Source organism: Streptomyces sp. NPDC058246, assembly GCF_042881985.1.
Lineage (GTDB): Bacteria > Actinomycetota > Actinomycetes > Streptomycetales > Streptomycetaceae > Streptomyces.
Window position 1 is genome coordinate 321,228 of record NZ_JBHVWZ010000006.1, and the last position, 23,493, is coordinate 344,720.

General features: G+C 71.2%; 25 protein-coding genes and 1 riboswitch. Of the genes, 9 read left to right on the forward strand and 16 right to left on the reverse strand.

Annotated elements, in window-relative coordinates:
* Positions 1-20: 20 nt before the first annotated feature.
* The 8 genes from ACFVXA_RS12190 to ACFVXA_RS12225 are packed head-to-tail and all read right to left on the reverse strand — an operon-like array spanning position 21 to position 9,426.
* Entirely contained in the window at positions 21-1,139 is a 1,119-nt protein-coding gene (locus ACFVXA_RS12190) for a GNAT family N-acetyltransferase (protein ID WP_390024856.1), read from the reverse strand.
* Positions 1,139-1,804: a lipopolysaccharide biosynthesis protein gene (locus tag ACFVXA_RS12195; protein ID WP_362017931.1), complete on the reverse strand. Its 666-nt coding sequence runs from the start codon at positions 1,802-1,804 to the stop codon at positions 1,139-1,141. The genes ACFVXA_RS12190 and ACFVXA_RS12195 overlap by 1 nt, the downstream gene beginning before the upstream one ends.
* A gap of 7 nt (positions 1,805-1,811) precedes the next feature.
* Complete coding sequence (locus ACFVXA_RS12200; RefSeq protein WP_384017062.1) at positions 1,812-2,942, reverse strand: glycosyltransferase; 1,131 nt, start codon at positions 2,940-2,942, stop codon at positions 1,812-1,814.
* Complete coding sequence (locus ACFVXA_RS12205) at positions 2,939-3,727, reverse strand: polysaccharide deacetylase family protein (RefSeq protein WP_383734897.1); 789 nt, start codon at positions 3,725-3,727, stop codon at positions 2,939-2,941. Before ACFVXA_RS12205 ends, ACFVXA_RS12200 begins: the two co-directional genes overlap by 4 nt.
* Complete coding sequence (murJ, locus tag ACFVXA_RS12210) at positions 3,717-5,447, reverse strand: murein biosynthesis integral membrane protein MurJ (protein ID WP_390024858.1); 1,731 nt, start codon at positions 5,445-5,447, stop codon at positions 3,717-3,719. Before murJ ends, ACFVXA_RS12205 begins: the two co-directional genes overlap by 11 nt.
* Positions 5,444-6,748, reverse strand: a complete 1,305-nt coding sequence (locus ACFVXA_RS12215) for an O-antigen ligase family protein (protein ID WP_362018405.1) — start codon at positions 6,746-6,748, stop codon at positions 5,444-5,446. The genes murJ and ACFVXA_RS12215 overlap by 4 nt, the downstream gene beginning before the upstream one ends.
* 39 nt (positions 6,749-6,787) lie before the next feature.
* Positions 6,788-8,245 carry an exopolysaccharide biosynthesis polyprenyl glycosylphosphotransferase gene (locus tag ACFVXA_RS12220; protein ID WP_390024860.1) on the reverse strand — a complete coding sequence of 486 codons (1,458 nt, stop codon included), beginning with the start codon at positions 8,243-8,245 and terminating at the stop codon, positions 6,788-6,790.
* Positions 8,242-9,426, reverse strand: coding sequence for a glycosyltransferase family 4 protein (locus ACFVXA_RS12225; protein WP_389759059.1), 1,185 nt, complete (start codon positions 9,424-9,426; stop codon positions 8,242-8,244). The genes ACFVXA_RS12220 and ACFVXA_RS12225 overlap by 4 nt, the downstream gene beginning before the upstream one ends.
* 615 nt (positions 9,427-10,041) lie before the next feature.
* Between ACFVXA_RS12225 and ACFVXA_RS12230 the strand changes: the two genes are divergently transcribed.
* On the forward strand, positions 10,042-10,365 hold the full coding sequence (locus ACFVXA_RS12230) for a hypothetical protein (RefSeq protein WP_362017936.1): 324 nt from the start codon (positions 10,042-10,044) through the stop codon (positions 10,363-10,365).
* 519 nt (positions 10,366-10,884) lie between these two features.
* Here the strand turns inward: ACFVXA_RS12230 and ACFVXA_RS12235 are convergent.
* From ACFVXA_RS12235 to ACFVXA_RS12250, 4 genes are all read right to left on the reverse strand, one after another.
* Entirely contained in the window at positions 10,885-11,205 is a 321-nt protein-coding gene (locus tag ACFVXA_RS12235) for a hypothetical protein (RefSeq protein WP_362017937.1), read from the reverse strand.
* 60 nt (positions 11,206-11,265) lie between these two features.
* On the reverse strand, positions 11,266-11,583 hold the full coding sequence (locus ACFVXA_RS12240) for a hypothetical protein (RefSeq protein ID WP_362017938.1): 318 nt from the start codon (positions 11,581-11,583) through the stop codon (positions 11,266-11,268).
* A 62-nt stretch (positions 11,584-11,645) separates the two neighbouring features.
* Complete coding sequence (locus ACFVXA_RS12245; protein ID WP_362017939.1) at positions 11,646-11,966, reverse strand: hypothetical protein; 321 nt, start codon at positions 11,964-11,966, stop codon at positions 11,646-11,648.
* 620 nt (positions 11,967-12,586) lie between these two features.
* On the reverse strand, positions 12,587-12,973 hold the full coding sequence (locus ACFVXA_RS12250; RefSeq protein ID WP_383746529.1) for a hypothetical protein: 387 nt from the start codon (positions 12,971-12,973) through the stop codon (positions 12,587-12,589).
* Between the two features lie 501 nt (positions 12,974-13,474).
* Here ACFVXA_RS12250 and ACFVXA_RS12255 point away from each other — a divergent pair.
* The 5 genes from ACFVXA_RS12255 (at position 13,475) to ACFVXA_RS12275 (ending at position 16,744) form a co-directional block, all read left to right on the forward strand.
* Positions 13,475-14,206 carry a hypothetical protein gene (locus ACFVXA_RS12255; RefSeq protein ID WP_362017941.1) on the forward strand — a complete coding sequence of 244 codons (732 nt, stop codon included), beginning with the start codon at positions 13,475-13,477 and terminating at the stop codon, positions 14,204-14,206.
* Positions 14,207-14,433: 227 nt separating this feature from the next.
* Complete coding sequence (locus tag ACFVXA_RS12260) at positions 14,434-14,568, forward strand: DUF5949 family protein (RefSeq protein ID WP_362017942.1); 135 nt, start codon at positions 14,434-14,436, stop codon at positions 14,566-14,568.
* A complete protein-coding gene (locus tag ACFVXA_RS12265) occupies positions 14,568-15,149 on the forward strand; it encodes a vitamin K epoxide reductase family protein (protein WP_384019630.1) in 582 nt (193 codons plus the stop codon). The genes ACFVXA_RS12260 and ACFVXA_RS12265 overlap by 1 nt, the downstream gene beginning before the upstream one ends.
* A 241-nt stretch (positions 15,150-15,390) precedes the next feature.
* Positions 15,391-15,894 carry a tyrosinase family oxidase copper chaperone gene (locus ACFVXA_RS12270; protein WP_383746532.1) on the forward strand — a complete coding sequence of 168 codons (504 nt, stop codon included), beginning with the start codon at positions 15,391-15,393 and terminating at the stop codon, positions 15,892-15,894.
* Positions 15,878-16,744: a tyrosinase family protein gene (locus ACFVXA_RS12275; RefSeq protein WP_390024862.1), complete on the forward strand. Its 867-nt coding sequence runs from the start codon at positions 15,878-15,880 to the stop codon at positions 16,742-16,744. The genes ACFVXA_RS12270 and ACFVXA_RS12275 overlap by 17 nt, the downstream gene beginning before the upstream one ends.
* A gap of 190 nt (positions 16,745-16,934) precedes the next feature.
* On the opposite strand, the gene ACFVXA_RS12280 is transcribed toward ACFVXA_RS12275, so the two are convergent.
* Entirely contained in the window at positions 16,935-17,894 is a 960-nt protein-coding gene (locus ACFVXA_RS12280; RefSeq protein WP_383746534.1) for a D-2-hydroxyacid dehydrogenase family protein, read from the reverse strand.
* Positions 17,895-18,023: 129 nt separating this feature from the next.
* Between ACFVXA_RS12280 and ACFVXA_RS12285 the strand changes: the two genes are divergently transcribed.
* Both ACFVXA_RS12285 and ACFVXA_RS12290 read left to right on the forward strand, forming a co-directional pair.
* The gene (locus ACFVXA_RS12285) at positions 18,024-18,611 is read left to right on the forward strand and encodes a hypothetical protein (protein WP_390024864.1); all 588 of its coding nucleotides are present in this window, start codon (positions 18,024-18,026) and stop codon (positions 18,609-18,611) included.
* Between the two features lie 30 nt (positions 18,612-18,641).
* Complete coding sequence (locus ACFVXA_RS12290) at positions 18,642-19,382, forward strand: YcnI family protein (protein ID WP_362017951.1); 741 nt, start codon at positions 18,642-18,644, stop codon at positions 19,380-19,382.
* Positions 19,383-19,424: 42 nt separating this feature from the next.
* Here ACFVXA_RS12290 and ACFVXA_RS12295 read toward each other — a convergent pair whose 3' ends face one another.
* On the reverse strand, positions 19,425-20,528 hold the full coding sequence (locus tag ACFVXA_RS12295) for a HoxN/HupN/NixA family nickel/cobalt transporter (protein ID WP_384397689.1): 1,104 nt from the start codon (positions 20,526-20,528) through the stop codon (positions 19,425-19,427).
* A 27-nt stretch (positions 20,529-20,555) separates the two neighbouring features.
* A riboswitch (cobalamin riboswitch) is annotated at positions 20,556-20,783 on the reverse strand.
* A 100-nt stretch (positions 20,784-20,883) separates the two neighbouring features.
* Between ACFVXA_RS12295 and ACFVXA_RS12300 the strand changes: the two genes are divergently transcribed.
* Positions 20,884-21,261 (forward strand): helix-turn-helix domain-containing protein, encoded by a 378-nt coding sequence (locus ACFVXA_RS12300; protein ID WP_362017955.1) that lies wholly within the window; start codon positions 20,884-20,886, stop codon positions 21,259-21,261.
* Positions 21,262-21,341: 80 nt separating this feature from the next.
* On the opposite strand, the gene ACFVXA_RS12305 is transcribed toward ACFVXA_RS12300, so the two are convergent.
* Both ACFVXA_RS12305 and ACFVXA_RS12310 read right to left on the reverse strand, forming a co-directional pair.
* Entirely contained in the window at positions 21,342-22,733 is a 1,392-nt protein-coding gene (locus ACFVXA_RS12305) for a Cys-Gln thioester bond-forming surface protein (protein ID WP_389468310.1), read from the reverse strand.
* A gap of 280 nt (positions 22,734-23,013) precedes the next feature.
* Entirely contained in the window at positions 23,014-23,481 is a 468-nt protein-coding gene (locus tag ACFVXA_RS12310; RefSeq protein WP_362017956.1) for a single-stranded DNA-binding protein, read from the reverse strand.
* Between the last annotated feature and the right edge of the window lie 12 nt (positions 23,482-23,493).

Here is a 23,493-nt window from a genome sequence, read left to right on the forward strand (position 1 = left end):
GAGAGCGCCGGTCGGGAGCGCTACTGGGGACCCGGGGATCCGGTGGTGGCCGTCCGGCGCAGGATCCTCTTGCCCCAGGCCCGCGCGGCGGCCTCGCAGGCAGCGGCCGCCAGCAGCGGCGCGGTGCGGCGACGGGCCAGCAGAAGACGTTGGTTGACGATCACCTCCGGGCCCCAGCGGTGCTTGTACGGCTCGTTGCCGCGCAACAGACTCAGGACCCGGCTCCGGTCACCGGCCACGAGATCCTCGGTGGAGGCGCGCAGCAGCATCGTCGCCACGTCCGCCTTGCGCTCCCGCAGCTGCGGGTCCACGCCGTACAGATACAGGCCCGCCAAGCTCTTCGACAGCAGCGTCAGATCGACCGCCACCACGGCGCCGTCGAGCACGAACTCCCGCACGGCCGCCTCGCCGGACCGGACCATCGGGCGCACCGACCGGACCAGATGCTCCAGGAACCGCGGCCGCACGTGCTCCGACGTCACCTTCCTGCCCTGCCACTGCAGCATGTGCAGCTCAAGGAGCCGACGCAGCGCACCCTCTGTCTCGTCGTCACGCACGACACGTGACTCGACGCCGAGCCGGGTGAGCTTGTTGATCTTGTTGCGGATCCGCTGGGCGCGCGCCGACGGCAGCCGGCCGATCAGCTGGTCCATGGGGAGGACGGGCAACTCCAGGCACTCGGAGTCGGCCACTCGGTGACGCGGACCGCGCCAGCAGAGGTAGACCCGCTCCACCGCGCCGCCCGGCCGCACCTCGCGGAAGTCGATCAGGGCGGTGCGGGCCAGCTCGGCCAGGGCGTCCGCCAGCGCCGTGGCGACCTCAGCAGCCGCCGTATCGTCGAGGAGCACATCGTTGAAGTCGGAGATGGCGCCGCCGATCGGCACCAGCGCCGGCCACGGGCGGCGCACCCGCATCAGCGGTGCGGCAGCCAGCAGTTCACCGCCGCCACGCACCAGGACGAGCCGAAGCCCGCCCGGCGTTCCGTAGGACAGCCACCACGAGTGCAGCCAGGCGTGGCTCTGGAACGGCGTGGCCGACCGGCAGGACCGGTGCAGGCGCCCCCACTCCCCGGCCAGCTCCGCGAACGCGGGCTCGTCGGTGCACACCTCCACCGACAGCGTGCTGCCGGACGTGGTCATCACAGCGTCCCGTGGGCGTCGGCCGCGAGGGCCGGGCCGGGCACCTGTGCCCGCTCCCGCTCGCCGTCCGCCACCCGCCGCGGCCGCGCCAGCAGTGCGAGGCCGCCCAACAGACCTCCGGCGCTCGCTCCCACGATCGAGGTCAGCGTCGGGGAAAGGGACGACGGCTCGGTGGGCTTCAGGGCACGGGACAGGCGCACGAGCCCGACGCCGGTGTCGTTCTTGGTCCGGTTGACTTGCTCGGTCAGCGCGCGGGATACGGCGTCGGCCATGTCGGTCGCCTGGTCGGGGCGCCCGGAGGTCGCCGTGATCGCGACCATCGGCGCGTCGGGCGACGTCGCGGCCTGCACGCTCTTGCGCAGCGTCTTCACCGGCACGCCCGCCCACACCTGCGCGTCCCCCAGCACGGCGAGTTGTGTCACGACACGGCCGTACGCCTGTGCGAAGCCGAGTGCCGCCGCAGGATCGGCCTTCTTCTCCCCTGCCGGTACGGCGATGACGTAGCTCGTGGCCGTGTACTGAGGTGGCTTCATCACTCCGTACGCGCCGCCGGCCGTGGCGCCGAGCAGTGCGCCGATCGGGATCAGGCACCGCAGAAGCAGCCGCGACACGCGCGCGAGAATCCGGCGAGGCGGTCGCACGGGCTGGCTGGGGTTGTCGGTCATCAGGGACTCACTTCCAGGTTGAGCCGGACAGGACTGCCGTGTACACGTCCATCAGCTGCTGGGCGGTGCGCTCGATGCTGTAATGCCGCACGGCGTCCGGGACGGCTCGCTCACCGGGGCCGGCCGCACGCAGCCGCAGCAGTTCCCGCGCATACGTCTCGGCACCGCCCGTGAGGCACTTGGCGCCCGGCGCCGCGTCGGGTGGCAGATCCGCGAGGGCAGGGGCGGTCGTGTACAGCACGGGGAGCCCGGCCGCGAGCGCCTCCAGCACGGCCAGGCCGAACGTCTCGTCCGTGCCGGGCGCGGCGAGCACGTCCATCGCGGACAGCAGCGCGGGGAGCTCGGGCACATCGCTGCGCGGATCCGGCAAGTAGGGGAGCTCGCCGGTCAGTACCACCCGGTCCGCGATCCCCAGCTCTCGCGCGGTGCGCCGCAGTTCCTCCCGCTCGGGCCCGGCGCCGGCCAACAGCAGCCGTACGTCGCCGGGCAGCAGGGCCATCGTGCGCACGGCCACGTCGAAGCGCTTGGCGGGGACGAGGCGGCCGATGCAGCCCACCACGTACGCGTCCTCGGGCAGTCCGTAGAACGCGCGGGCCTCCTTGCGGCGCACCTCGTCGAACTGGAAGCGGGCCGCGTCGATGCCGTTCGGGACGACGTGGATGCGCTCATCGGGCACGCCCCAGCGGCGCAGCAGTCCGGCGACCGTCGGTGAGACGGCGGCCGTGACACGGCCAAGGCGTTCGGTGGCCAGGTACAGGGCCCGGATACCCGCGTTGAGGGTCCTGCCTTCCAACCGCGTCGCGCACAGCGAGTGCTCGGTGGCCACCACGGCCCGGACACCCGCGAGGCGCGCCGCGATCCGGCCGTACACGCACGCCCGGTACAGGTGCGTGTGCACCACGTCGTAGCGGCCGGCGCGAATCTGCCCGGCCAGGCGGAAGAGGGCACCGAGGTCTCGGTTGCCGCGCATGCCCAGGTTGATGACGCGGACGCCGTCGGCTGCCAGGCCGTCGGCGACCTGACCGGGATTGGTCAGGGTGATCACCTCGCACTTGGCGGGCAGATGGCGTACCAGCAGGCGCAGTTGTTGCTCGGCTCCGCCCACGCCGAGACCGGTGATGATGTGCAGCACCCTCATGACGCCTCCACCGCGCGTCCCCAGGCACGAGCCAGCCGCCGCTTCACTTCCAGACGCGGCGCGGTGTCGGACTGCCCGATGTGGATACGGGGCAGCGCCAGGTCACCGACGTTCTCGGAGCCGGGCGCGATGGCGCAGGCGTAGCGGTAGCCGGCGCTCTGCACGGCGGCTCTGACCCGTGCGTCGACCGTGCCGTACGGGTAGCAGAAACCCTGGATCTCATGGCCGGTGAGCTCGGCGAGCAGGGCGCGGCTGCCATGGACTTCGGCGTTCAGCACGTCGTCCGGGACCCGAGTCAGGTCGATGTGAGTGAGGCCGTGCGAGGCGACCTCGAAGCCCGCGGCCGCGAGGTGGCGGAGGTCGTCCGCGTCGAGCAGCCGCTTGCGTGGCCCGGACACCTCCCAGTCGTTCTCCTCGCCGAGTCGCCCGACCACCGGGAACACGGTGGCACCGCACTCCCAGCGGCTCAGCACGGGCAGCGCGGTGGTGAGGAAGTCGGCGTACCCGTCGTCGAAGGTGAGCCCGACCAGCCCCCGCTCCTCCCGCCGGGCGCGGGCGTCGAGCAGCGCCCGCACGCTCACCCCGCGCAGGCCGCGGCCACGCAGCCAGGCGAGCTGGCGGTCGAGGCGGGCGGGGGAGACGGTGACGTTGAACGGGTCTTCCGTGCAGTCCGAGACGGAGTGGTACATGGCCACCCAGGCGGGGCTCCGCCGGGGACGTCCCCGTACGACCGGCCCAGGGGCCGGTTCAGCCGTACGGGGAGCTTCGAAGGCGTCAACGACCATGGCGCAGCTTTCGTGTGAGGGAGCAACGGATGGTGAGGGAAGCGAGGAGGGCCAGCGACCTGGCGCCTGCGGCGTCCAGGACCCAGGCCAGCAGCAGGTAGACGGCGGTGACGCTCAGACAGCCCGCGGTGAGGGCGGCCGGCGGCGAGGTGAACAGTTGTGCAAAGACGTAGCCGGCTCCGGCGGCGCCCACGGCCGCGCCCACCGGCTTGGCCAGTTCGGCGGCGACGCGGCGGACGCGCACGGCGAGGCTGCGCCTGCCCAGCCCGCGCAGCAGGAGCAGTGCGGTGAGAGTGATGCCGACCGTGTTGGCCGCGGCGATACCGCACGCGCCCCAGGGCCCCACGGCCCAGGCGCCGATGACAGCGGTGGCGACCATGCCCACGGCCATCACACCCGTCGGGTACCAGGTGGCGCGGCCCGCAGAGAAATACGACCGCACCAGCGCGCCCACCAGCGTGTGGCCGAGCAACCCGAGCGTGTACACCCGCATGACCGCGGCGGTCGCGGCGGTGTCCTCGGCCGTGAAGGCGCCGCGCTGGAAAAGGAGTTGGACCATCTGCGGGGCGCACGCCATGATCGCGGCGCCGCCCAGCAGCGCGATGCCGGCCACCATCACCAGATCCCGCTCGATACGGTCCCGGGCCCGCTGTGTGTCGCCCTCGGCGATGGCCCGTGCCAGCACCGGGAAGGTGACGACGCACAGCATCAACGCCAGGGACATCGGCAACTGCCCTACCTTCTGGGCGTAGTTGAGGTGCGAGATGGCGCCGGCCGGCAGCCCGGAGGCGAAGCGGCGCTCGATGAGCACCTGCGACTGGCGGCACAGGGCGAAGAGCAGGACCGTGGAGACGAGGGCGAGCGTGAGCCGCCGGTCGCCGTCCCCGCCGCTCGCGGCGGCGGGCCGGTCGGCCCGCTCGGCGATCCGGCGCCACAGGGACGGCGCCTGCACGGCGACCATCAGGCACCCCCCGAGGGCGACACCGAGGGCAGCGGACCGCACGCCCCAGCGCCCGCTGAGGACGAACATCGTGGCGATGATCGCGGCGTTGTACGCGACGTAGATCGCCCCCGGAGCGAGATACGCGCGGTGGGCCCGCAGCGCGGCACTGCAGTACCCGGCCAGCCCGAAGCTCAGCACGCAGGTCGCGGTCAGCCGGGTGCAGGCCACGGCGAGGGACGGGTCGGGCAGGCCGGGCGCGAGCACGCGGACCAGGAGCGGCGCCCCGGCCGCGAGCACGGCCGCCGCGGCGGCGAAGGCGAGGCACAGCCGCGGCAGCGAGGCGGCGACCAGCGCGCGCACCGGGTCGGGGGAAGCGCTCCCGGCTGCCCGCCGCGCCAGCGCCACGCTGAACGCGGGCACGAGCACGAACGCCATCCCGTCCTCGATCAGCAGCGTCGATGCCATTTCCGGCACGGTCCAGGCCACCAGGAACGCGTCGGTGCCCTCGCCGGCGCCGAAGAGATGCGCGAGCGCCTGGTCCCGTCCGAGTCCGAGCAGCGACCCGGCCACGGACAGCAGAGCGGAGAGAAGCGTCGCCCTCGCGACGAAGCCGCCGGAGGATGTGTCGGTCCGGTCGACGGCCGCCGGGCCCGGGCGGCCGTCGACCGGACCGAGGCCGTCCGCACCGGTCGCCCGGCCGGACGTATCCCCGGTCGTGGCGGACGCGCCCCTTGCCGTGGCGGATGCGGGTCCCGGCGTGGCGGATGTGGGACTCATCGCGTACCCGCCTCCGGGGCGGTGGCCGTCGCCGCGTCACGTGCCAGTGCCCACCAGGCGCAGAGGCCGAAGCTCACGGCCGTCAGGACGGTGGAGGGCCCGCCGATGTCGGCGTAGAGGAAGTCAACGAGCTGCCACAGCAGCAGCCCGCAGGCCGCGATGGCACAGTCCCGGGCGCGTCCCGCCCGCCGCAGCCGCCGCAGGGCGCAGACCAGCAGGGCCAGCCAGCTGCCCGCCACTGTGAGCACGCCCAGCAGGCCCTGCTCGCTGAGGACCAGCAGGTACATGTTGTGCGGCGAGAGCAGCGGCTGGCGCCGGAAGGCCCGGCCCGCTCCCTCGGTGTCGCTGCCCGACGACAGCGCGAGCGAGGCGTGCCCGTCCCGGTGCTGGGGGAAGGCCTTCAACCCCACGCCCGTCGCGGGGTGTTCGTGCCACATGCCGGCCGCCGCCGCCCACAGGGTGTAACGGTCGACGACCGACTGGTCCGGTGCGGCGGTGACCTGCGTGATGCTGGTCAGCCGCTCCTGCAGCACCGCCGTACCGATGCCGAGCCCGCCCACCAGCACCACCGCCGCCGCGACCGCCGCCGCGAACAACTTCACCGCCCGCCGCAGACCGGCCATCAGCAGCTGCGCCCCGCACGCCGCGGCCGTGGCGATCCAGGCACCCCGGCTGAAGGACAGCGCGAGGGGCACGAGGAGCGCGAGCGCGCATACCACCGCCACGGCCCGCTGCTGCCGCCCGCGGGCCCCGAGGGCGAGACCCGTCGCCACCACCAGTCCGAACGCGACGACCGTCGCCATCCCCATCACGTCGGTCGGCCCGAAGGTGCCCACCGCCCGGATATAGGCGCCCTGATACGAGGCCCCGGTTCCGGTGAGGTACTGGTGCACCCCGACCGAGCCCTGCCACAGCGCGAGGCCGACCAGCGACCACAGCACCACCCGGGCGTCGCGCCGGTCCCGCACCAGCAGCACCACCGCGACCGGGACGAGCACGAACACCTGCAGATAGCGGGCCAGTCCCGTGAGGGCGTCGCCGGGCGTCGCCGCCCCGCTCGCGGCCACCGCGATGCCCACCACCGGCAGCCCGAGTACGACCGCCGCAGTCCGCGTCAGCGGGCGCCGCGCCTGCCGCGCGGTGCGTACGACGGCCCACAGCACGACCAGCCCCGAGGCCGCGTCGGCGGGTGTGGCGTTGCTGTCCGGTGCGACCGGCAGCCCCAGCAGGACGATGACCGCCACCACGGGCAGTACGGACAGGACGGAGCCGGCCCGGCGCAGCGCCGGCTGCGGCAGCACCAGCGCGGGCGAGGCTGCCGAGGGAGTGCTCACCGGTGCTCAGCTTCCCGTCGGCCGTACGAACAGGGCCGCCGTGCGCACCAGGATGCAGACGTCCTGCCACAGCGACCAGTTGTCGATGTAGGCGTTGTCGAAGCGGCACCGATCCTCGATCGAGGTGTCGCCGCGCAGCCCTTGGATCTGGGCGAGTCCGGTGATCCCGGTCCGCATCCGGTGGCGCGCCGGATAACCCGGATAGGTCTGGCCGAACTTGGTGACGAAGTAAGGCCGTTCGGGTCTCGGTCCGACCAGGCTCATGTCGCCGCGGAAGACGTTCCACAGCTGGAGCAGCTCGTCCAGCGAGGTGCGGCGGAGGAAATGGCAGAAGCGGCTCATGTGCTGCTCGTCCGCCACACTCCAGCGGGTCGCGGCCTCGTGCGCGCTGGCGGGCCGGTGGGTGCGGAACTTCAGCATCGTGAACGGCCGCCCGTCCTTGCCGATCCGCTCCTGCCGGAACACCACGTCCGGCCCCTCGACGACCCTCAGCACGCTCGCGCACACCAGCAGCACCGGGCTGGCGAGCAGCAGGAGAAGGCCGGAGAGGACCACGTCGAGGACCCGCTTGCCCACGCTGTCGCGCTGCCCGGCGCCGGAACACAGCAACCTGCGGGAGAACCCCGCGAGGTGCCCCGTCCGCGCACGCTGCCCACGCGGGTCGTACGACGGCGAGTCCACGTCGAGCTCCCACAGCTCGCATCCGAACGCGGCAAGCTCCCCCAGCAAGGAGGACTTCCGCACCCGGGTCGCGGGCCCCACGACGAGCACCGTCTCCACACCGTTCTGGATCAGCGCGCGATGCGCCTCCTCACCCGTGGTGAGGACCGGCAGCGCGGGCCCGTCGCCGGAATCGGGGACGGAGTCCGGGGCGTCGGCGACGATACCCACCGGCCGCACTCCGCTGCCCGGGCAGCGCTGCAAGGCGGCCGCGACACGCATGGCCGCCGGGACCGGACCCACCAACAGAGCGGGACGGGGCCGGTGCTGCAGCGCCCTGCGGCGACGCCCGTGCACCGCTCCGCGACCCGTGCAGGCCACCAGGCAGTGCACGGCGCACGCGGTGACGAGGACGGTCATCGGCAGCGGCCGCAGCGGGGAGAGCGCCGCGACGACCGCCCAGCCGACGGCGACCCGCCCGCAGACGGCGGGCAGTTCGTCGAGCACGCCGGGAACGACCGAGGTGTCGTACAACGAGGCCTGTCGGTTCAGACCGATCACGCACAGACCCAGGAAGGCGATGAGCAACGGGTACCGCTGAGCCCCGGGCACGACCAGGGCGCCCAGCAGGGTGCCGCTGCCGTCGACGATCAGCAAGGGCGTCCAGGAGGTCCGCCGCGGACGGGATCCCCGTCCGGAGGGCAGCCCGCGCCGGGCGGTGCCGGTCGGTTCGAGGACGGAGACGGCGCGCTCCGCCGCCCGAGGCTGCCGGCCAGGAGAGGGAACGGTGCTTTCCGCAGTCATGTGTTGATGGACTCCCTGCTCTGGTTGGGTACGACGACCGGCGTGGTGACAGCGCCGAGCAGTTCGCGGTACACGTCGATCACCGCATCCGTGGCGTGCTGTACGTCGTGGGCGGTGAGCACGTGGGAGCGGCCCTGTGCGCCCAGCGCCGCGCGCAGCGGCGCGCGGCGCAGCAGCGTCGTCAGGGCCCGCGCCAGCGCGTCGGGGTCCTCCGGCGGTACCAGGCAGTACGGCAGATGGCCGGGGGGCAGGCTCTCGCGCGCCCCGTCCACGTCCGTGACGAGGACCGGCCGGGCGCACGCCATGGCCTCCAGGGGGACGAGCGCCATGCCCTCCCAGCGGGACGGCAGGACCACGACATCGGCGGCCCGGTACCAGGGGGCGGCGTCGGGTGCCGCGCCGGCGAACTCCACCGAAGCGGGCGCACCAGAGCGCAGTCGGTCCGCGTCCGGACCGTCGCCGACCAGCACCAGCCGGGCGGCGGGCACCTGCCGCGCGACAGCGGCCCAGGCCTCCAGGAGCACGTCCTGGCCCTTCTGGCGGCACAGCCGTCCCACGCACACGACGAGCGGACCCGCTCCGGACCGAGCGCTGTTCCCCTCCGGCCGGAACCTGTACGTGTCGACGCCGTTGGGGATCACCTGCCATGGGGCGGTGATGCCACGCTGCTCCCCGGTACGCCGTTCCGCCTCGCTCACGCACAGGACACGCGTCGCCCATCGCGCCCCGAACCGCTCCCACCGCAGAGCCGCCTGGGCCATGACTCCGTCCACGGCCTCGAACGACCACGCGTGCGGCTGGAAGACGGTCGGGAGTCGGCCGCGTACCGCGAGCCGCGCCGCGAGCCCCGCCTTGGCACTGTGCGCGTGCACGACGTCGGGCCGCACGTCGCGCAGCAGCCGCGCCAGCCGCCGTACCTCGCCCGGGAGCTGACGCCCCGGTGCGCGGGTCGCGTCCCAGGGGAGCACCTCGCAGCCCACCGCGCGCAGTGCGTCCGGCAGTGAACCGCCTCGCGGGCAGGCCACGGTGACGCGCAGCCCTGCGGAAAGCTGTGCCGCCGCCAGGTCCGTCAGGAGCCGGGCGACACCGCCCTCGACCGGTTGAGTGACGTGCAGGACGTGTGGCCCACGTGCAGCGGACGGCGTCGCATGGTGCGGGACGGGTCCCAGGGGACTGCGCATGACCGAGGCTTCCCTTCCGAAGAAAGACTCCGAACCCAGCACAAGATGTGCGGTCGCACGCCCGATATAGAATGCGCCGGATTCGGGACGCAACAGTAGCCGCTTATCCGTACTTATCTGCGAAGCCGTCAACTGTTTCGGAATGGCGTCCTTCCTCCGCGGCTATTTCTCGCGTGGGATCACCCTTTTGGAGTCGTGGTGGGGTGTGATCCCTGGCGGTCGTCCGAATGGCGGAGCCGTGCTCCATTCGGGGTGACCGGCTAAAAGGGGCCTGTCATCAGCGCGATCGGTTCCGGACTCGGTATGCCGGTCCGAGAGCGGTCACATCATCTGAAACGCGCTCGCAGGCTCACCCGTGCGTGCACGGTCCACACGGCGTATCGCCGCTTCGGCCCTCTCCGCAGGCGGCCTGCCGCAGCGGATCTGCCCGGCGCAGTTCGGCGCAACGGGCCCTTGTGCATGAGTTCCTGGAAGTGCCGGCGACAGGGTTTCCAGAAAGCTCCACTCTCGTTAGGCCAGGAGAAGTGAGAACGAGTCTCTCGCGACGTCTGAAGAAAGAAGCACTCTCTGGCGACCGCGGGTTACGGAAGACGAGTTACCAAAGAAAGGCACACGATGAAGACTCTGAAGGCTGCCGCCGTCGTTGCTGGCTCCCTTGCCATCGCCGGTGTCGCCGTGCCCGCCATCGCGGCGGACATGCCGGCGCAGGGGCTCGTGGACAGCGGAATGACGGTCGCGGACAACGTTCCCACGGCAGCCAAGGTGTCGACGGGCTACGTGGGCAACAATGTCGAGCAGGTGGCGCAGGATGTGAAGGACGGTGTGAAGCAGTCGGGAGTCGTGAAGACTCCCGTGGTCGGCGGTACGCTGCCGAAGCCCGCTCTGCCGAACCTCGCCGACGGCGGCCGACTGCTCGGTGGGCTTCCGGTCGGCAAGTAGGCAATCCCTATTGTTCGACGATTCGGGTCGGCTCCGCATTCCTCGGAGCCGGCCCTTCGGCATGTACGGGGGAGTGCGACCGCCTTTGAGAGGGGACTGCGATCGCTCTGCGCGCTAGGCCGAACGAACGATTCAGGATGCCCCGAGTGGCGGTGCGTCGTTGGTTCTATTGGAATGTCCTCGATTCATGCATCGGGGTCTTCCGCTGCGGAGGCGGCCATCTCGTGAGGTGGCGCATCCGTCGGCGTCGGCCGCTTTGTGGCGCGCCGGCAGGAATGCCGTAGGCGGAAGGGCGCCTTTCCTCCTTGTTGGCGCGCCCTCCTCGACCGGCGACGTGCCTGCCGGCCTTCGTCGGCCGCCTCCCGACCGCGGGGCCTGTCTGCGTCTGATGCGGACAGGCCCCGCGGGCTTCTGTGGAACTCAGCAGACCTCGGCGCTCCGTCGCCGGAACGAACGGCGCGGAAAAGCCGATGGCGGCCCGCCGGAACTCCGGCGGCCCGCCATCGGGTGAAGCACGGTTCAGAGGAGCAGGCCGCCCGTGGTCGGGGCGTTCTGCGACTGGTTGATCTGCGCCGTGTTGCACGCGGCGTAGTGCGAGTTCGGGGCCAGGATGACGCCGAGGACGGCGCCGTTGGACCACGGCGCGATGCAGCGGCCGTCGACGAGCGTGCCGTTGACGACGGCAACGCCCTGCTGGGGGGCGTTCACGACGACCGGGGACGACGAGAAGCCGCCACCGCCGGTGACGGTGGTGTTGTTGTCGTCGGCCGCGGCGGCGCCGCCGGCCGCGAGGACGATGCCCGCGGCGAGGGCGGAAATGGCCGTAACCTTGTTACGCATGAGATGCGCCTTTCGGTGGGGCGGTTGGGGTTTTCCGTGCTCCGAATTGCTCGGAGCAGGTCAGAGGAGCAGGCCGCCTTCGTACTGGGCGTTCTGCGACTGGTCGATCTGCGCCGTGTTGCACGCTGCGTAGTGCGAGTTCGGCGCGGCCACGCCACCGAGGACAGCGCCGTTGGACCACGGCGCGACGCAACGGAGGTCGACGCCCGTGCCGTTGATGACGGCAATTCCCTGCTGGGGGGCGTTCACGACGACCGGGGACGACGAGAAGCCGCCACCACCCTTGACGGTGGTGCAGTTGTCGGCCGCGGCGGCGCCGGCCGCCGCGAGGACCATGCCCGCGGCGAGGGCGGAAATGGCCGTAACCTTGTTACGCATGAGATGCGCCTTTCCGGGCTGCGTTTGGGGATTCACCTGCGCCGAATTGTTCGGGACAGGGGTCAGAGGAGCAGGCCGCCCGCGGACGGGGCGTTCTGCGACTGGTTGATCTGCGCCGTGTTGCAGGCGGCGTAGTGCGAGTTCGGCGCGAGAACGCCGGCGAGGACGGCTCCGTTGGACCACGGCGCGATGCAGCGACCGTCAACGAGCGTGCCGTTGACGATGAGAACACCCTGCTGAGGGGCGTTCACGACGACCGGGGACGACGAAAAGCCGCCACCACCCTGGACCTGGGTGCTGTTGTCGCTGGCCGAGGCACCGCCGACGCTGCTGACGACAGCGCCGAGGGCGAGGGCAGTGATGACCGCGAACTTCCTGGGCAACTCGGTTCCTTCCTGAATTCACCGTTGCGCACGCTTACATACCAGGAAACCTTGATATGCGCACATAAGTCACGGGAAGAGGGCCTAACGGGGGCTGATTCCATCGGATGGCGCAATGCCGGGTGTCCCGGCAGGCCGAGCTGGAATAGAGGGGGAAATTCCGTGCGGCTCATCAGGGTGCACGACAACCCGAAAGGCCGCGGCCGACGGCAGCTTGGAGAAATACCCCGTCCGTCGGGCTGCACCGGGCCGCGTACGGAACGAGCGTCGACGTGTGTCCGGCCCACCGGAAGGGAGAGGGCCGGTGGGCCGGACAGATGGTTCGCGGGTCCCGGCGGTGTTCGGTTCCGCCGAGTCAGGATGTGGAGCCGCCGGTCCGGATCCAGCGCCCGGCCTTGCGGCTCCGAGGTGACGGACGTGTGGGGAACCAGGGCCGACAGCGGGCCGAACCGCCCGCGGCACCTGCGGTGTCGGTCTCCGGTTGTCGCGAACCGGATCAGAGCCTCAGAATTCCGGGCCCGCCGGAGTCCCGCGAACCGACGGGACCATGAGGCAGCGAAAGCATCGCCGAGAAGTGAGGACTTTCGCCGGTACGGCCGACTCTTACGGTTTCCGTGAGGTCACTTGCCGAGCAGGGTGCCGAGCCCGATGGCGGTCGGCGCCTGCAGCGGGTGGACCTGAACGGAGCCCTTGCCGGCCGGGTTCTTCACCGGAATCGTGGGCTTCTTGGCGGCGTGCGGGTCCATACCGTCCAGGTACACGCCAGAGACCCCCTCCGGCCTCTTCTCGTCGAACGCGCTCCCGTTGGCGAGCTTGCCGTTGCGGGCCAGCCGCGTCACGGTGTCGACCGCGGGCAGGACCGCCGGAGACACCTTGGTGGGGGACATGAGACCGAGCGGACCGGTCGAGGGGACGGGTGCCGGGGCGGCGGAGGCCGCGACGGCGGAGCCGCCCACGAGACTCGCGCCGATGGCCAACGCCGCAGTGGTGAAAACTGCCTTCTTCATGATTCACCTCGTTTGAAAGTTACCTCTGATCCGACGGCTGGAGAACATAGCAGTCCATGCCCTCTGCAAAAGCGACGCGTTACTCCATACGTATGAAGGTCAAAGGAGTGAACAATGCCGTGCGTATGGTGCCGTCAGAGGGATTCACATCTGGTCGGTGAATCGATTGATCGTATGGTGCGTCCGGTTTCGGCCACTCGGTAATACGAAAGAGGAATCTCAGTATGGCGGCCGGCACCTTGGCGGGGCCGGCCGCTCCACGGCGCGCCCTGTCCGCACCGGCCGGGGGCGCGGGTACTTCAACGGTTTATTAGTGCGTGTTACCCCTAACGGGGGGTTACCGCCGCAACCCGGCGGGGCGCCCTTGACAGGCGGCCTCACCAGGCACGATGCCGCCACCGCGGGCAACGGGTGGTGACGGATCGGGTGTGAGCGGTTGCAGACGGCGACGGGCGATTTCACGGTGGGCTCAAGATCCGATGAACATCGAAAGGAACACCCATGCGTGGTCTGCCCGCACGGCGTATCGCGTCCACCGCTCTCTGCGCCACCCTCCTGGTCGGCATCGCCGGTCCGGCCGCCGTCGCGGCCGACTCGGCCCGAGAGCGCACCCACGCGGCGTCCCATGCACCCGTCCCCGGCGCGGACGCGCTGATCGCCCAGGTCAAGGGTCTCGGCGATCTTGGCAGCGTGCTCACTCCGGTCACCGACCTGCTCAACGAAGTGCTCAAGGCCGACAACGGCCAACTCTCCCCCGAGGCGGCGCAGAAGCTCGTCAGCGCCGTGAAGGACGCCATCGCCAAGATCACCGCGGTGGCCTCGACCGCGGGCGCCCCGGCGGCTCCGGCCACGCCGAAGACCGCCGCGGCGCCGACTGGGACCTCGGCGTCCGAGGTGTCCTCACTGTCTTCGCCGGCCTCGCCGTCCTCACTGTCCTCGCTCGCGAAGCACGGTGGCGACAGCAAGGCGCCTGCGGCCAAGGACCTCGCGAGTGACGCGCTCGCCGGCCTGCAGAAGGCGGTCGACACCCTGCTCGCGGCCGTCACCTCCGGCAACGTCGCCCAGGTCCTCCCGGCGGTCACCGGCGTGGTGACCGGCCTGGTCAACTTCCTCGTCGCGAAGCTGCTCGGCGGCGGACTGCCCGCGGCCAACCTGCCGGGCCTGCCCCCGCTGCCGAGCCTGCCGGGCCTGCCGGTGCCGTTGCCCCTGCCGGTGCCGTTGCCGGTCAAGTGATCCTCGGGTGAGCCTCTGGTGACCTTGCGATGATCTGAAGCGGACCGCGTTCTCCGCCGTTGGGCCGGTCGTTGTGGCCGTCCCAACGGCGGAGGTGTTGTACGGCCGCGATCCTTCAGAGATCTCATGGAGGGGCGTCCCTCGTCCGTGTGGACGGCCCCGGTGGCATCGGCCGGTCGGGTGAGCAGGCGCCGGGCCGTTCTCCAGCCCGTCGATAAGGTCACGTGGTGACCTCAACCCCAAGCGAAACGCGCTCCCTTCGCAGCGCCGAGCCCGGCACGTTCGTCGCGCCGCGCTGGAGCGGCGAGGCCCCCGACGGAACCGACATGCAGTACCTGCCGGCCCTCGGTCTGCGCGGCTGATGCGGCGGGCCGCGGGCGGCTCCGCGTTCGCCCTGCTGCTGGTGCTCACGGGCGCGGCCGGGCTACTGGCCTCCTGGGTCATCACCCTCGACAAGTTCAAGCTGCTGGAGGACCCCCACTTCGTCCCGGGGTGCAGCCTGAACCCGGTGGTGTCCTGCGGCAGCGTGATGAAGAGCGACCAGGCTTCGGCCTTCGGATTCCCCAACCCGATGCTGGGCCTGGTGGCCTACGGCATCGTGATCTGCGTCGGGGTGAGCCTGCTGGCCGGTGCGGCGTTCCCCCGCTGGTACTGGCTGACCTTCGAGGGGGGCTGCCTGTTCGGGATCGGGTTCGTGTCCTGGCTGCAGTTCGAGTCGCTGTACCGGATCGGCGCGCTGTGCCTGTGGTGCTGTCTGGCCTGGCTCGCGACGATCCTGCTGTTCTGGTACGTGACGTCCTTCAACGTGCGCAACGGCTTCCTGCCCGCGCCGGGCCTGCTGAAGGCCTTCTTCGCGGAATTCTCCTGGGTGCTGCCGCTGCTGCACATCGGAGTCGTCGCAATGCTGATCCTGACCCGTTGGTGGGACTTCTGGACGAGCTGACCCGTGCTGCGGCCGGGGGATTCTTGAACTGATGGCGTCTTCGCGCTCGTTCCGCGGTACGGACCTCGATTCTCCGGCCGGTGCGAGGAGAGACACGGACGGGCCCGGGAGCCGGGGAGCGCGTCGGGCCCGCCGGCGTTCCGGGTGCGGACAGCACCGTATGGCCGTACCGGTGGTGACCGTACGGCCCGCCTGGCGGTTACCGCTACGGACATCCGAAACCAGTACGAGGGAGCGAGCCATGGTCGTCGGTGCCGGCGGAGTACCGATGGGTGCGGAGCAGGGGACCGGGAGCCCGGCGAGAAGCGGACCGCAGCGACGGACGCGGCGGGACATAGGGCGCGGGCTGCTCGCCGCCGTCGCCGCCTTGGCGCTCGCTCCCGTCGTGGCCGCCTCGCGCGCCTGGCGGCCCGCGGACGGCCCCGTGGACGCGGCGGACACGGCCTTCGACGAGATCTACCACGGCCGTCGCATCCAGGGCACCCTCCTCCCCGCCACCGGATGCGGCGCCGACGGCTGCGAGTGGCAGGTCACCGTGGACGGCCGCCCGCTGCACCTGATGCGCCGCGCCGACGGCACCTGGCTGACCATGGTCGACCACTACAGCTCGTACCGGACCTCGCTGGAGGCCACCCGGGCGGCCGTCGACGAACTCGGCCCCGGGCAGCGGCTGCGCGACCTGGCTTCGGGCCCGACCGGCGGGAGGTATCTGCACATGGGGGACCAGCATGGTGTACGTGCGTAAGGACGTGAGCACGCTGACGCGCACCGAGCGGTTGCGGTTCGTCAACGCGCTGCTCGAGGTCAAACGGCGGGGCGAGTACGACGAGTTCGTGCGGATGCACATCGCGTACTACACCTCCGACGGCGAGAACGGCCTGCGTGCGGCCCACATGGCGCCCTCCTTCCTGCCCTGGCACCGCCGCTTCCTGCTGGACCTGGAGCGGGCGCTGCGCCGGGTCGACTCGTCGGTGACGGTGCCGTACTGGGACTGGACGCGGGACCGTTCGACGACGGCCGTGCCCTGGACCGAGGACCTCCTCGGCGGCAACGGGCGCAGCCCGGACCACCAGGTCATCACCGGGCCGTTCGCCTACGCGCAGGGGAAGTGGACCATCAGGGAGGGCGTCACCAACGGGGAGTTCCTCACCCGGGACCTCGGGCGCGCCCGCGCCCCGCTCGCACTGCCGACGAAGGCCGAGCTGGAGTCCGCGCTCGCCGACCCGGTCTACGACACCTCGCCCTGGGACTCCACGTGCACCAAGGGGCTCCGCAACAAGCTGGAGGGGTGGGGGACCGGGGGGGACAGTGTCGCCTGGCGCAACCACAACCTCGTCCACCGCTGGGTCGGCGGTGCCATGCTCGGCGGCGCCTCCGTCAACGACCCCGTCTTCTGGGTGCACCACGCCTTCATCGACCTGCAGTGGACCCGCTGGCAGGGACAGCACAAGGGCGCCCGGTACCTGCCCGCCGACCCGCCCGACCCGGGCAGTGAGCAGCGCGGCCGGATCATCGCCCGGTACGAGAAGATGCCGCCCTGGGGCGTGACGCCGGACGAGATGGAAGACGTGAGCCGGATCTATCGGTACGCCTGACCGGCTGCGTGTACGGGAATTGCCCCGGCGCTCGAGGCGCCGGGGCTCTTGATCAGCGGCCGGCCCGGCCACCCACGGCTGGTCAGGCCGTACATCGGGAGATCCCCTGTAGTGTGCTCGGCTCAGCCGAGGCGGGCGGGCGTACGGGGGTGCGTCTCAGTCGGGACGGTGTACCGGTGGTCTGCCCGGCTCAGCCGAGGCGACGTACCGGTGTGCCTGCCAGGAACGCCTGGATGTTCTCGACCGCCGCGCCGTAGTACGTCTCGTAGTTGGCCCGCGACACATAGCCCAGGTGCGGGGTGGCCAGCAGGCGGGGGGCCGAACGCATCGGGTGGTCGGCGGGAAGCGGCTCGATGTCGAACACGTCCACGCCCGCCCCGGCGATCCGGCCCTCGTGCAACGCGGCGAGCAGCGCGTCCTGGTCGACGATCGCCGCCCGTGAGGTGTTGACGAGGTAGGCCGTCGGCTTGAGGAGGGCCAGCTCGGCGGCGCCGATCAGGCCCCGGGTGCGGTCGCCGAGCGCGAGGTGGACGGAGACGAAGTCGCTGCTCGCGAGCAACTCCTCCTTGGAGGCGGCCAGTTCCGCCCCCACCTCGGCGGTGCGCTCCTTGGTCAGGTGCCGGCTCCACGCGCTGACCCGCATGCCGAAGGCGAGGCCGACCTGGGCCACCCGGCCGCCGATCTTCCCGAGCCCGAGCAGACCGAGCCGGCGGCCGTGCAGATCGGCGCCGACGGTGCTCTGCCAGGGGCCGTCAGCCCGCAGCGCGTTGTTCTCCGTGACGATGCCCCGCGCCAGGCCGAGCAGCAGCGCCCAGGTCAGTTCGACCGGAGGCGTCGAGGAGCTCGGGGTGCCGCACACCGTCACGCCGTGTGCCTCGGCGGCCGCGTAGTCGATCACCGAGTTGCGCATACCGGAGGCGATCAGCAGCTTCAGCCGCGGCAGCCGGGCGAACAGCGAGGCGGGGAAGGGCACCCGCTCGCGCAGGGTGACGACGATGTCGAAGTCCGCGAGGTCTGCGGCCAGCGCGTCCTCGTCGGGGTGGTGCCGAGCAAAGCTGACCACCTCCACCTCGTCCGCGATCGGCGACCAGTCGGCGATGGCGGTCGCGACACCCTGGAAGTCGTCCAGCACGGCGCAGCGAAGTCGCATGTCAGGTCCCTCCCCAGGCTCAACCGGACCCTACCCGACCGACGGCGGGGCCCCCGGGGCGGCCCGGGTGGAGGCGCTGCGCCGGAAGCCACGACGGCCGCTCGCTCCCCATGGCAGTATCTGGGCTTCATGAGTGCGTCCCTGGCAGTACGGAGCTTGCGCGCGGCGGTGTTCGCCGTGCTGTGCGTGCTGCTGGCCGCCGGGGGCCACGGGCTGGCGACCGGGGAGGCGCCGCCGCTGTGGGCGGACGGCGTCGGGTTCCTCGCCGTCTTCGCGGTCGGCTGTCTGCTCGGCGGCCGGGAACGGTCCCTGCTCGGGATCGGCGGCGGGATGCTGGCCACGCAGGCCGGACTCCACCTCGGCTTCGAGGCCGCCCGGCCACGTATGGCGATGCACATGCACGGGGCGCACATGATGCCCGCGCACGCCCACGCCATGACGCCCCACGCCACGGTGGCGCATGTGGCCGCCGCCCTGCTCGCGACCTGGTGGCTGCGGCGCGGTGAGGCGGCTCTGTGGTCCTCGCTGCGGTGGGCCGTGGCGCTCGTGCCCGGGCTCGCGGCTTGGTGGCGGGTGCGGACGGGACCGTCTCACGCACCGGCGCGCCGGGACGTCGTACGCCGGAATGCCTTTGCGCCTTCCCCGCTCGGGCAGGCGCTGCTGCGGCATGCGGTCTGCCGACGGGGACCGCCGGCAGGGCTCGCGTACACGCCCTGATCGCACCCACACCAGTACGGAGTTGCCCTGATGTCCCCGATTCGTACCACCCTGCGCCGGGCCGGCCTTGTCGCCGCCCTCACCACGGCCGGCGTCCTGACCGCCGCGGGCGCCGCCTTCGCGCATGTGACGGTCCACCCCGAGAGCTACGCCCAGGGCGCCACGGACGGCGTGCTGACCTTCCGGGTCCCCAACGAGGAGGACACCGCCAGCACCACGAAGGTGCAGGTCTTCCTGCCCACCGACCATCCGGTCCTGGGCGTCCTGGTCACCCCGCAGGCGGGCTGGACCGCGAAGGTGACCACCACCAAGCTCAAGACGCCCATCAAGACGGACGACGGCACGATCACCGACGCCGTCTCCGAGATCACCTGGACCGGCGGCAGGATCCGCCACGGCGAGTACCAGGACTTCGATGTCGCCTTCGGCCAACTTCCGGACAACACCGACCAGCTGAGCTTCAAGACGCTGCAGACCTACTCGGACGGCAATGTCGTCCGCTGGATCGAGGAGACGCAGCAGGGCGGCGCGGAGCCTGAGAACCCGGCGCCGGTCCTCAAGCTCACCGCCAAGGGCGCCGGGGAGGGCTCGTCGGGCGAGTCGTCCGACGCGGCCTCGCCGTCCGCCTCGACCCCCAAGACCTCGACCGCGAACGGCAAGTCCAGTGACTCGACCGCTCGTGGTCTGGGCATCGCGGGTTTGGTCGTCGGCGTCCTCGGTCTGGCCGCGGCCGGATTCGCCCTCGCGCGCGGCCGGAGCGCCCGCTCCTAGCCGGTACGCCTGGCTGCTGACGCGGCTACCGCCCCGCCGGTGTCAACTCCCGTCGGCGGGGCGGACCGCCCACCGCTGCTCGACCTTGGCCAGCCGCCAGTACGCCACGGCCGCCGCCCAGACGACCACGAACAGGCCGACGATGATGTACCCGACGTTGTCCAGGTCGAGTCCCGCGATCCAGCCGGTCACGTCGTCGCGCAGGTCGAGCTTGTCGTGCAGGACGCCCACCAGCTCGATCGTGCCGATGAAGAAGGCCACCGCGATGGACAGTCCGGTGATGGTGAGGTTGTAGAAGACCTTGCGCACCGGGTTGGAGAAGGCCCACTGGTAGGCGAAGTTCATGAACGTGCCGTCCAGCGTGTCGAACAGGCTCATCCCCGCCGCGAACAGCAGCGGCAGGCACAGGATCGCGTACCAGGGCAGTCCGGCCGCCGCGCCGCTGCCCGCCATCACCATCAAGGTGACCTCGGTGGCGGTGTCGAAGCCGAGCCCGAAGAGAAAGCCCAGCGGGAACATCTGCCCGGGCCGCGTGATGGACTTCGTGAAGCGGCCGAGGATCCGGTTCATGAAACCCCGGGAATCCAGGTGCTGTTCGAGTTCGGCCTCGTCATAGGCGCCGGCGCGCATCGCGCGGAAGACCCGCAGAATGCCGACGAGCGCGACGAGGTTGAGGGCGGCGATGAGGTAGAGGAACGACCCGGAGATCGTGGTGCCCATGACGCCCAGCACCTGGTGGGTGCTGGACCCCTCGTTCATGATCCGACCGGCCAGCTGGGTGCCGCCGGCGATCAGTGCGGCGAGCACGACCACCACACTGGAGTGCCCGAGCGCGAACCAGAAGCCCACCGACACCGGCCGCTTGCCGTCGGCCATCAGCTTGCGGGTGGTGTTGTCGATCGCGGCGATGTGGTCCGCGTCGAAGGCGTGCCGCATGCCCAGGGTGTACGCGGTGACGCCCAGGCCGATGCCGAACGCCTTGGAGCCGACCTCGTAGTGCTCCGGCACCACGAGCAGGAACAGGATGCCGAACGCGACGACGTGCAACGCCGCGATCACGGCCAGGAGTACGGCGGTTCGGAGGGTGTCCTCGCGGCGCCAGCGGAACCCGGCGGCGGGTGGGGACGACTGAGTGGGCAGGGTCATTCGGTCACGCTCCAGCACCTCGTGGATCACTTCGTGAGATGCCGTGGCCGGTCTCCTGGCTTACGGGTGCACGCGCCCGACCCTGCCTTCCCGGCCTCGCGGCCAGTGGCGCCGCCGAAGGCGGCACGGGACGGGAACTCCCCGATCACAGTGGCGAGGGCCGCTCCGGTATGGACCTCCTGAGGGGTCGTCACCGGTCTTCCCGAACACCACGGCCCACCCACCGTAGGGGTGGCCGAGGTCTCCTGCAAAGCTGCACAGCTGCGCAGGTATTGAAGATCACATGGGGCACCTCGCCCGGGCCGCCGCGGGGACGGCGGCGTGCGTCCCGTGTCCGCCTGCGAAGATGGCCGCCATGCACCTCGTCCCCGCCGAGCGGGCCGACCGCCGGACCATCGACGGCCACCGGGTCTGCGACGCCGTCGCCGCCATCGGTGAGCCCGGGCACGTACGCACGTGGGCCGACCGCTTCTCCCTGCTGGCCGACCCACGCCGCCTCGCTCTGCTCCTGGCCCTGCACCGAGCCGGGCCCCTTGCCGTCTCCGACCTCGCCATCGCGACCGGCATGAACGACCCCGCCGTGTCCCAGGCCCTGCGTCTGCTCCGTACCGCCGGGGTGGTCGAGGGCGACAAGGACGGGCGCGTCGTGCGCTACCGGGTGACCGACGGCCCGATCGCCGAACTCCTCGAACACTGCTCGTCCGACGAACACCGCACGTCCGACGGCGGTTGAGCCGCTCCGGTCGCTCACTGTCGAGTTGCCAAGGTGCTGAGGCTGGAGGCCTGCGCCTCCGCTCTTGTCCGGTCCGGTCTTCAGTCCTGCGTCGGTGCCTTCTTCTTGCGGACGAGGAAGACCGCCCCGCCGCCGATCACCACCAGGGCGATGGCTGTGCCCGCGATGAGCGGCGTCGCGCTGGTGCCGCCGGTCGCGGCGAGGTCGGTGCCCCCGGTGGAGGTGCCGCCCACCGTCGCCGGGCTCGGCTCACTGACCGTCTGCGTCGTGACGTCGTGCGCGCCGCCCTGGGTCTCGCAGTCGAGCACGCCCTTGAAGCGCTTCGCGAAGCCGTTCGGACCGGTGATCGTGAAGTCGTAGGCCTGGTCCTCCTGGAGCGGGATGGTCACCGTCTGCGTCGCGCCCGCCGCGATGGTGTGCTCGATCCCCATCAACTCGAAGGTGAACGCCTCGTCGCCCTTGTTGGCCGCCGTGATGTCCACGCCACCCTTGGCGCAGTTCTTCTCGGCGGACAGGGCCGGTATCGCGCCCCTCTCCGCCCAGTTCGCGGTCGCCGTCGCGGAGACCGTCGACTCGCTGGAGCCCGCGAGTATCTGGGTCTGGGAGTGGGTCTCCGAGGTGAAGGCGCGACCGACCGGCACGGTCGTGGACGCCTGCACGGTCAGCGAGGCCGAACCGTCCGCGCTGTCCTTCGGCACGTCGAAGTAGAGCCGGCTGCCGTCGGCCGCGGAGGTGATCGCCTTGCCGTTCTTGTCGACGATCCTCACCCCGCTGGCGGCGGCGTCCGTGGGCGGGGTCACCGTCACGCTGTCCGCGTTGGTGTGCACCGTGACCGGACCGAGCCGCTCACCGGCGTGACCCGAGACCGCGGCCGGGGCGAGTGTGAGGGACGCCTTGGGCTCCGCCAGGTTCCGCGCGCTCTTCTGCAGATAGTCCGCGAGTTTTTCCGCCGGCGGGTCCACCGCGTCCACGTCGGCGCCGTCCGAGTACCGCCAGATGGCCACCTGGGTGCCGGCCGCCGCGTCCTTCTCGGTGAGGCCGCTGACGCCGGCCTGCTTGGCGAGCGCCGCCAGGTCGTTCACCTGCGGGTAGGAGTTCTGCAGGATCCAGCGGATCTTGCCGGCGTCCTTGTTGCCGCTCAGCGACGTACCGCTCCAGGAGGTCTCCTGGTACTTGGCGTCCCGCTGCGTCGGGTTGTGGATGTCGATGCAGTAGGTCTGCAGCATGCCGCCGTTGTCCACGGACATCTCGAAGAGCCCCGCGGACACCCACGAGTCCTCGCCGCCGTCATGAATGACCGCGGACCCGTACGTCTTCAGGTCGCCTATGGTGGCCGTCGCGCCGCCCTGGTTCTGCGGAGTCTCGTCGGCGACGGCCGTACCGGCGGTGGCGATCGCCGCCGCGGCGAAGAGCCCGGACACCAACGTCGCGGCGGCGAGGCGGGCGGCGGCCCCTCGCCTGCGCGCGGACAACGCAGACAGCGAAGAAAGCACAGAATTCCCCTTCGTGCAGGACCCGTTGACATGGGGGGACGGTCCCGCCAGCAGAATCAGAAGCCACGAGAGCTATGCCCGGCATCCTAAGGACGCGGCGCACCACGCTCCCCAGGCATGTCATCCGATAACCGATCCGACTCGGAATCGTTATCGCTCGCACAGCTGTGAGCTGCGCTTATCGACAAATCCATGGGGACCGTTCGCAATGGATTTGTCGATAAGCCGCACTTCGGTCAGGATGTGTGAATCCCTAACATCACGTCACCCCCGCGGGTTCCGGACGCTGTTGGGACGCGGTCTCCGGCTGGCTGTCCGGCTCGGTCTCCCAAGAGGGCTCGGCTCGGGCAGCCGCCGTCGCGTCCCCCTCCTTGGACGGGCGCCTGAAGGCCGACGTACCCCGCGAGAGGTCGTGGCCGATCGCCACCGCGTCGATGTCCGCCGACGTCCAGCTCTGCCCGTCGCGTTGTTCGGTGCGGACCTTCAACCTGCCCTGCACGATGACGGGATCGCCCACCGACACCGATGCCCCCACGTTCGTGGCGAGCGCACGATTGGCCCACACCGTGAAGAAGTTGGTGTGTCCGTCCGTCCACGCGCTCTTCTCGCGGTCCCAGTACCGCGAGGTCACCGCGAGCCGGAACCTCGCCGACGCCCCGTTCGCCAATTCCCGGTACACCGGCCGTGTCGCCACGTTGCCCACCGTGCACACCATCGTCTCGTTCATCCCGGACCCCTC

What these genes read in the sequence shown, in the direction of transcription:
- ACFVXA_RS12190 (WP_390024856.1), bottom strand. Translation starts at nt 1,139, where the DNA reads ATGACCACGTCCGGCAGCACGCTGTCGGTGGAGGTGTGCACCGACGAG.
- ACFVXA_RS12195 (WP_362017931.1), bottom strand. Translation starts at nt 1,804, where the DNA reads ATGACCGACAACCCCAGCCAGCCCGTGCGACCGCCTCGCCGGATTCTC.
- ACFVXA_RS12200 (WP_384017062.1), bottom strand. Translation starts at nt 2,942, where the DNA reads ATGAGGGTGCTGCACATCATCACCGGTCTCGGCGTGGGCGGAGCCGAG.
- ACFVXA_RS12205 (WP_383734897.1), bottom strand. Translation starts at nt 3,727, where the DNA reads ATGGTCGTTGACGCCTTCGAAGCTCCCCGTACGGCTGAACCGGCCCCT.
- murJ (WP_390024858.1), bottom strand. Translation starts at nt 5,447, where the DNA reads ATGAGTCCCACATCCGCCACGCCGGGACCCGCATCCGCCACGGCAAGG.
- ACFVXA_RS12220 (WP_390024860.1), bottom strand. Translation starts at nt 8,245, where the DNA reads ATGACTGCGGAAAGCACCGTTCCCTCTCCTGGCCGGCAGCCTCGGGCG.
- ACFVXA_RS12225 (WP_389759059.1), bottom strand. Translation starts at nt 9,426, where the DNA reads ATGCGCAGTCCCCTGGGACCCGTCCCGCACCATGCGACGCCGTCCGCT.
- ACFVXA_RS12230 (WP_362017936.1), top strand. Translation starts at nt 10,042, where the DNA reads ATGAAGACTCTGAAGGCTGCCGCCGTCGTTGCTGGCTCCCTTGCCATC.
- ACFVXA_RS12235 (WP_362017937.1), bottom strand. Translation starts at nt 11,205, where the DNA reads ATGCGTAACAAGGTTACGGCCATTTCCGCCCTCGCCGCGGGCATCGTC.
- ACFVXA_RS12240 (WP_362017938.1), bottom strand. Translation starts at nt 11,583, where the DNA reads ATGCGTAACAAGGTTACGGCCATTTCCGCCCTCGCCGCGGGCATGGTC.
- ACFVXA_RS12250 (WP_383746529.1), bottom strand. Translation starts at nt 12,973, where the DNA reads ATGAAGAAGGCAGTTTTCACCACTGCGGCGTTGGCCATCGGCGCGAGT.
- ACFVXA_RS12255 (WP_362017941.1), top strand. Translation starts at nt 13,475, where the DNA reads ATGCGTGGTCTGCCCGCACGGCGTATCGCGTCCACCGCTCTCTGCGCC.
- ACFVXA_RS12265 (WP_384019630.1), top strand. Translation starts at nt 14,568, where the DNA reads ATGCGGCGGGCCGCGGGCGGCTCCGCGTTCGCCCTGCTGCTGGTGCTC.
- ACFVXA_RS12270 (WP_383746532.1), top strand. Translation starts at nt 15,391, where the DNA reads ATGGTCGTCGGTGCCGGCGGAGTACCGATGGGTGCGGAGCAGGGGACC.
- ACFVXA_RS12275 (WP_390024862.1), top strand. Translation starts at nt 15,878, where the DNA reads ATGGTGTACGTGCGTAAGGACGTGAGCACGCTGACGCGCACCGAGCGG.
- ACFVXA_RS12280 (WP_383746534.1), bottom strand. Translation starts at nt 17,894, where the DNA reads ATGCGACTTCGCTGCGCCGTGCTGGACGACTTCCAGGGTGTCGCGACC.
- ACFVXA_RS12285 (WP_390024864.1), top strand. Translation starts at nt 18,024, where the DNA reads ATGAGTGCGTCCCTGGCAGTACGGAGCTTGCGCGCGGCGGTGTTCGCC.
- ACFVXA_RS12290 (WP_362017951.1), top strand. Translation starts at nt 18,642, where the DNA reads ATGTCCCCGATTCGTACCACCCTGCGCCGGGCCGGCCTTGTCGCCGCC.
- ACFVXA_RS12295 (WP_384397689.1), bottom strand. Translation starts at nt 20,528, where the DNA reads ATGACCCTGCCCACTCAGTCGTCCCCACCCGCCGCCGGGTTCCGCTGG.
- ACFVXA_RS12300 (WP_362017955.1), top strand. Translation starts at nt 20,884, where the DNA reads ATGCACCTCGTCCCCGCCGAGCGGGCCGACCGCCGGACCATCGACGGC.
- ACFVXA_RS12310 (WP_362017956.1), bottom strand. Translation starts at nt 23,481, where the DNA reads ATGAACGAGACGATGGTGTGCACGGTGGGCAACGTGGCGACACGGCCG.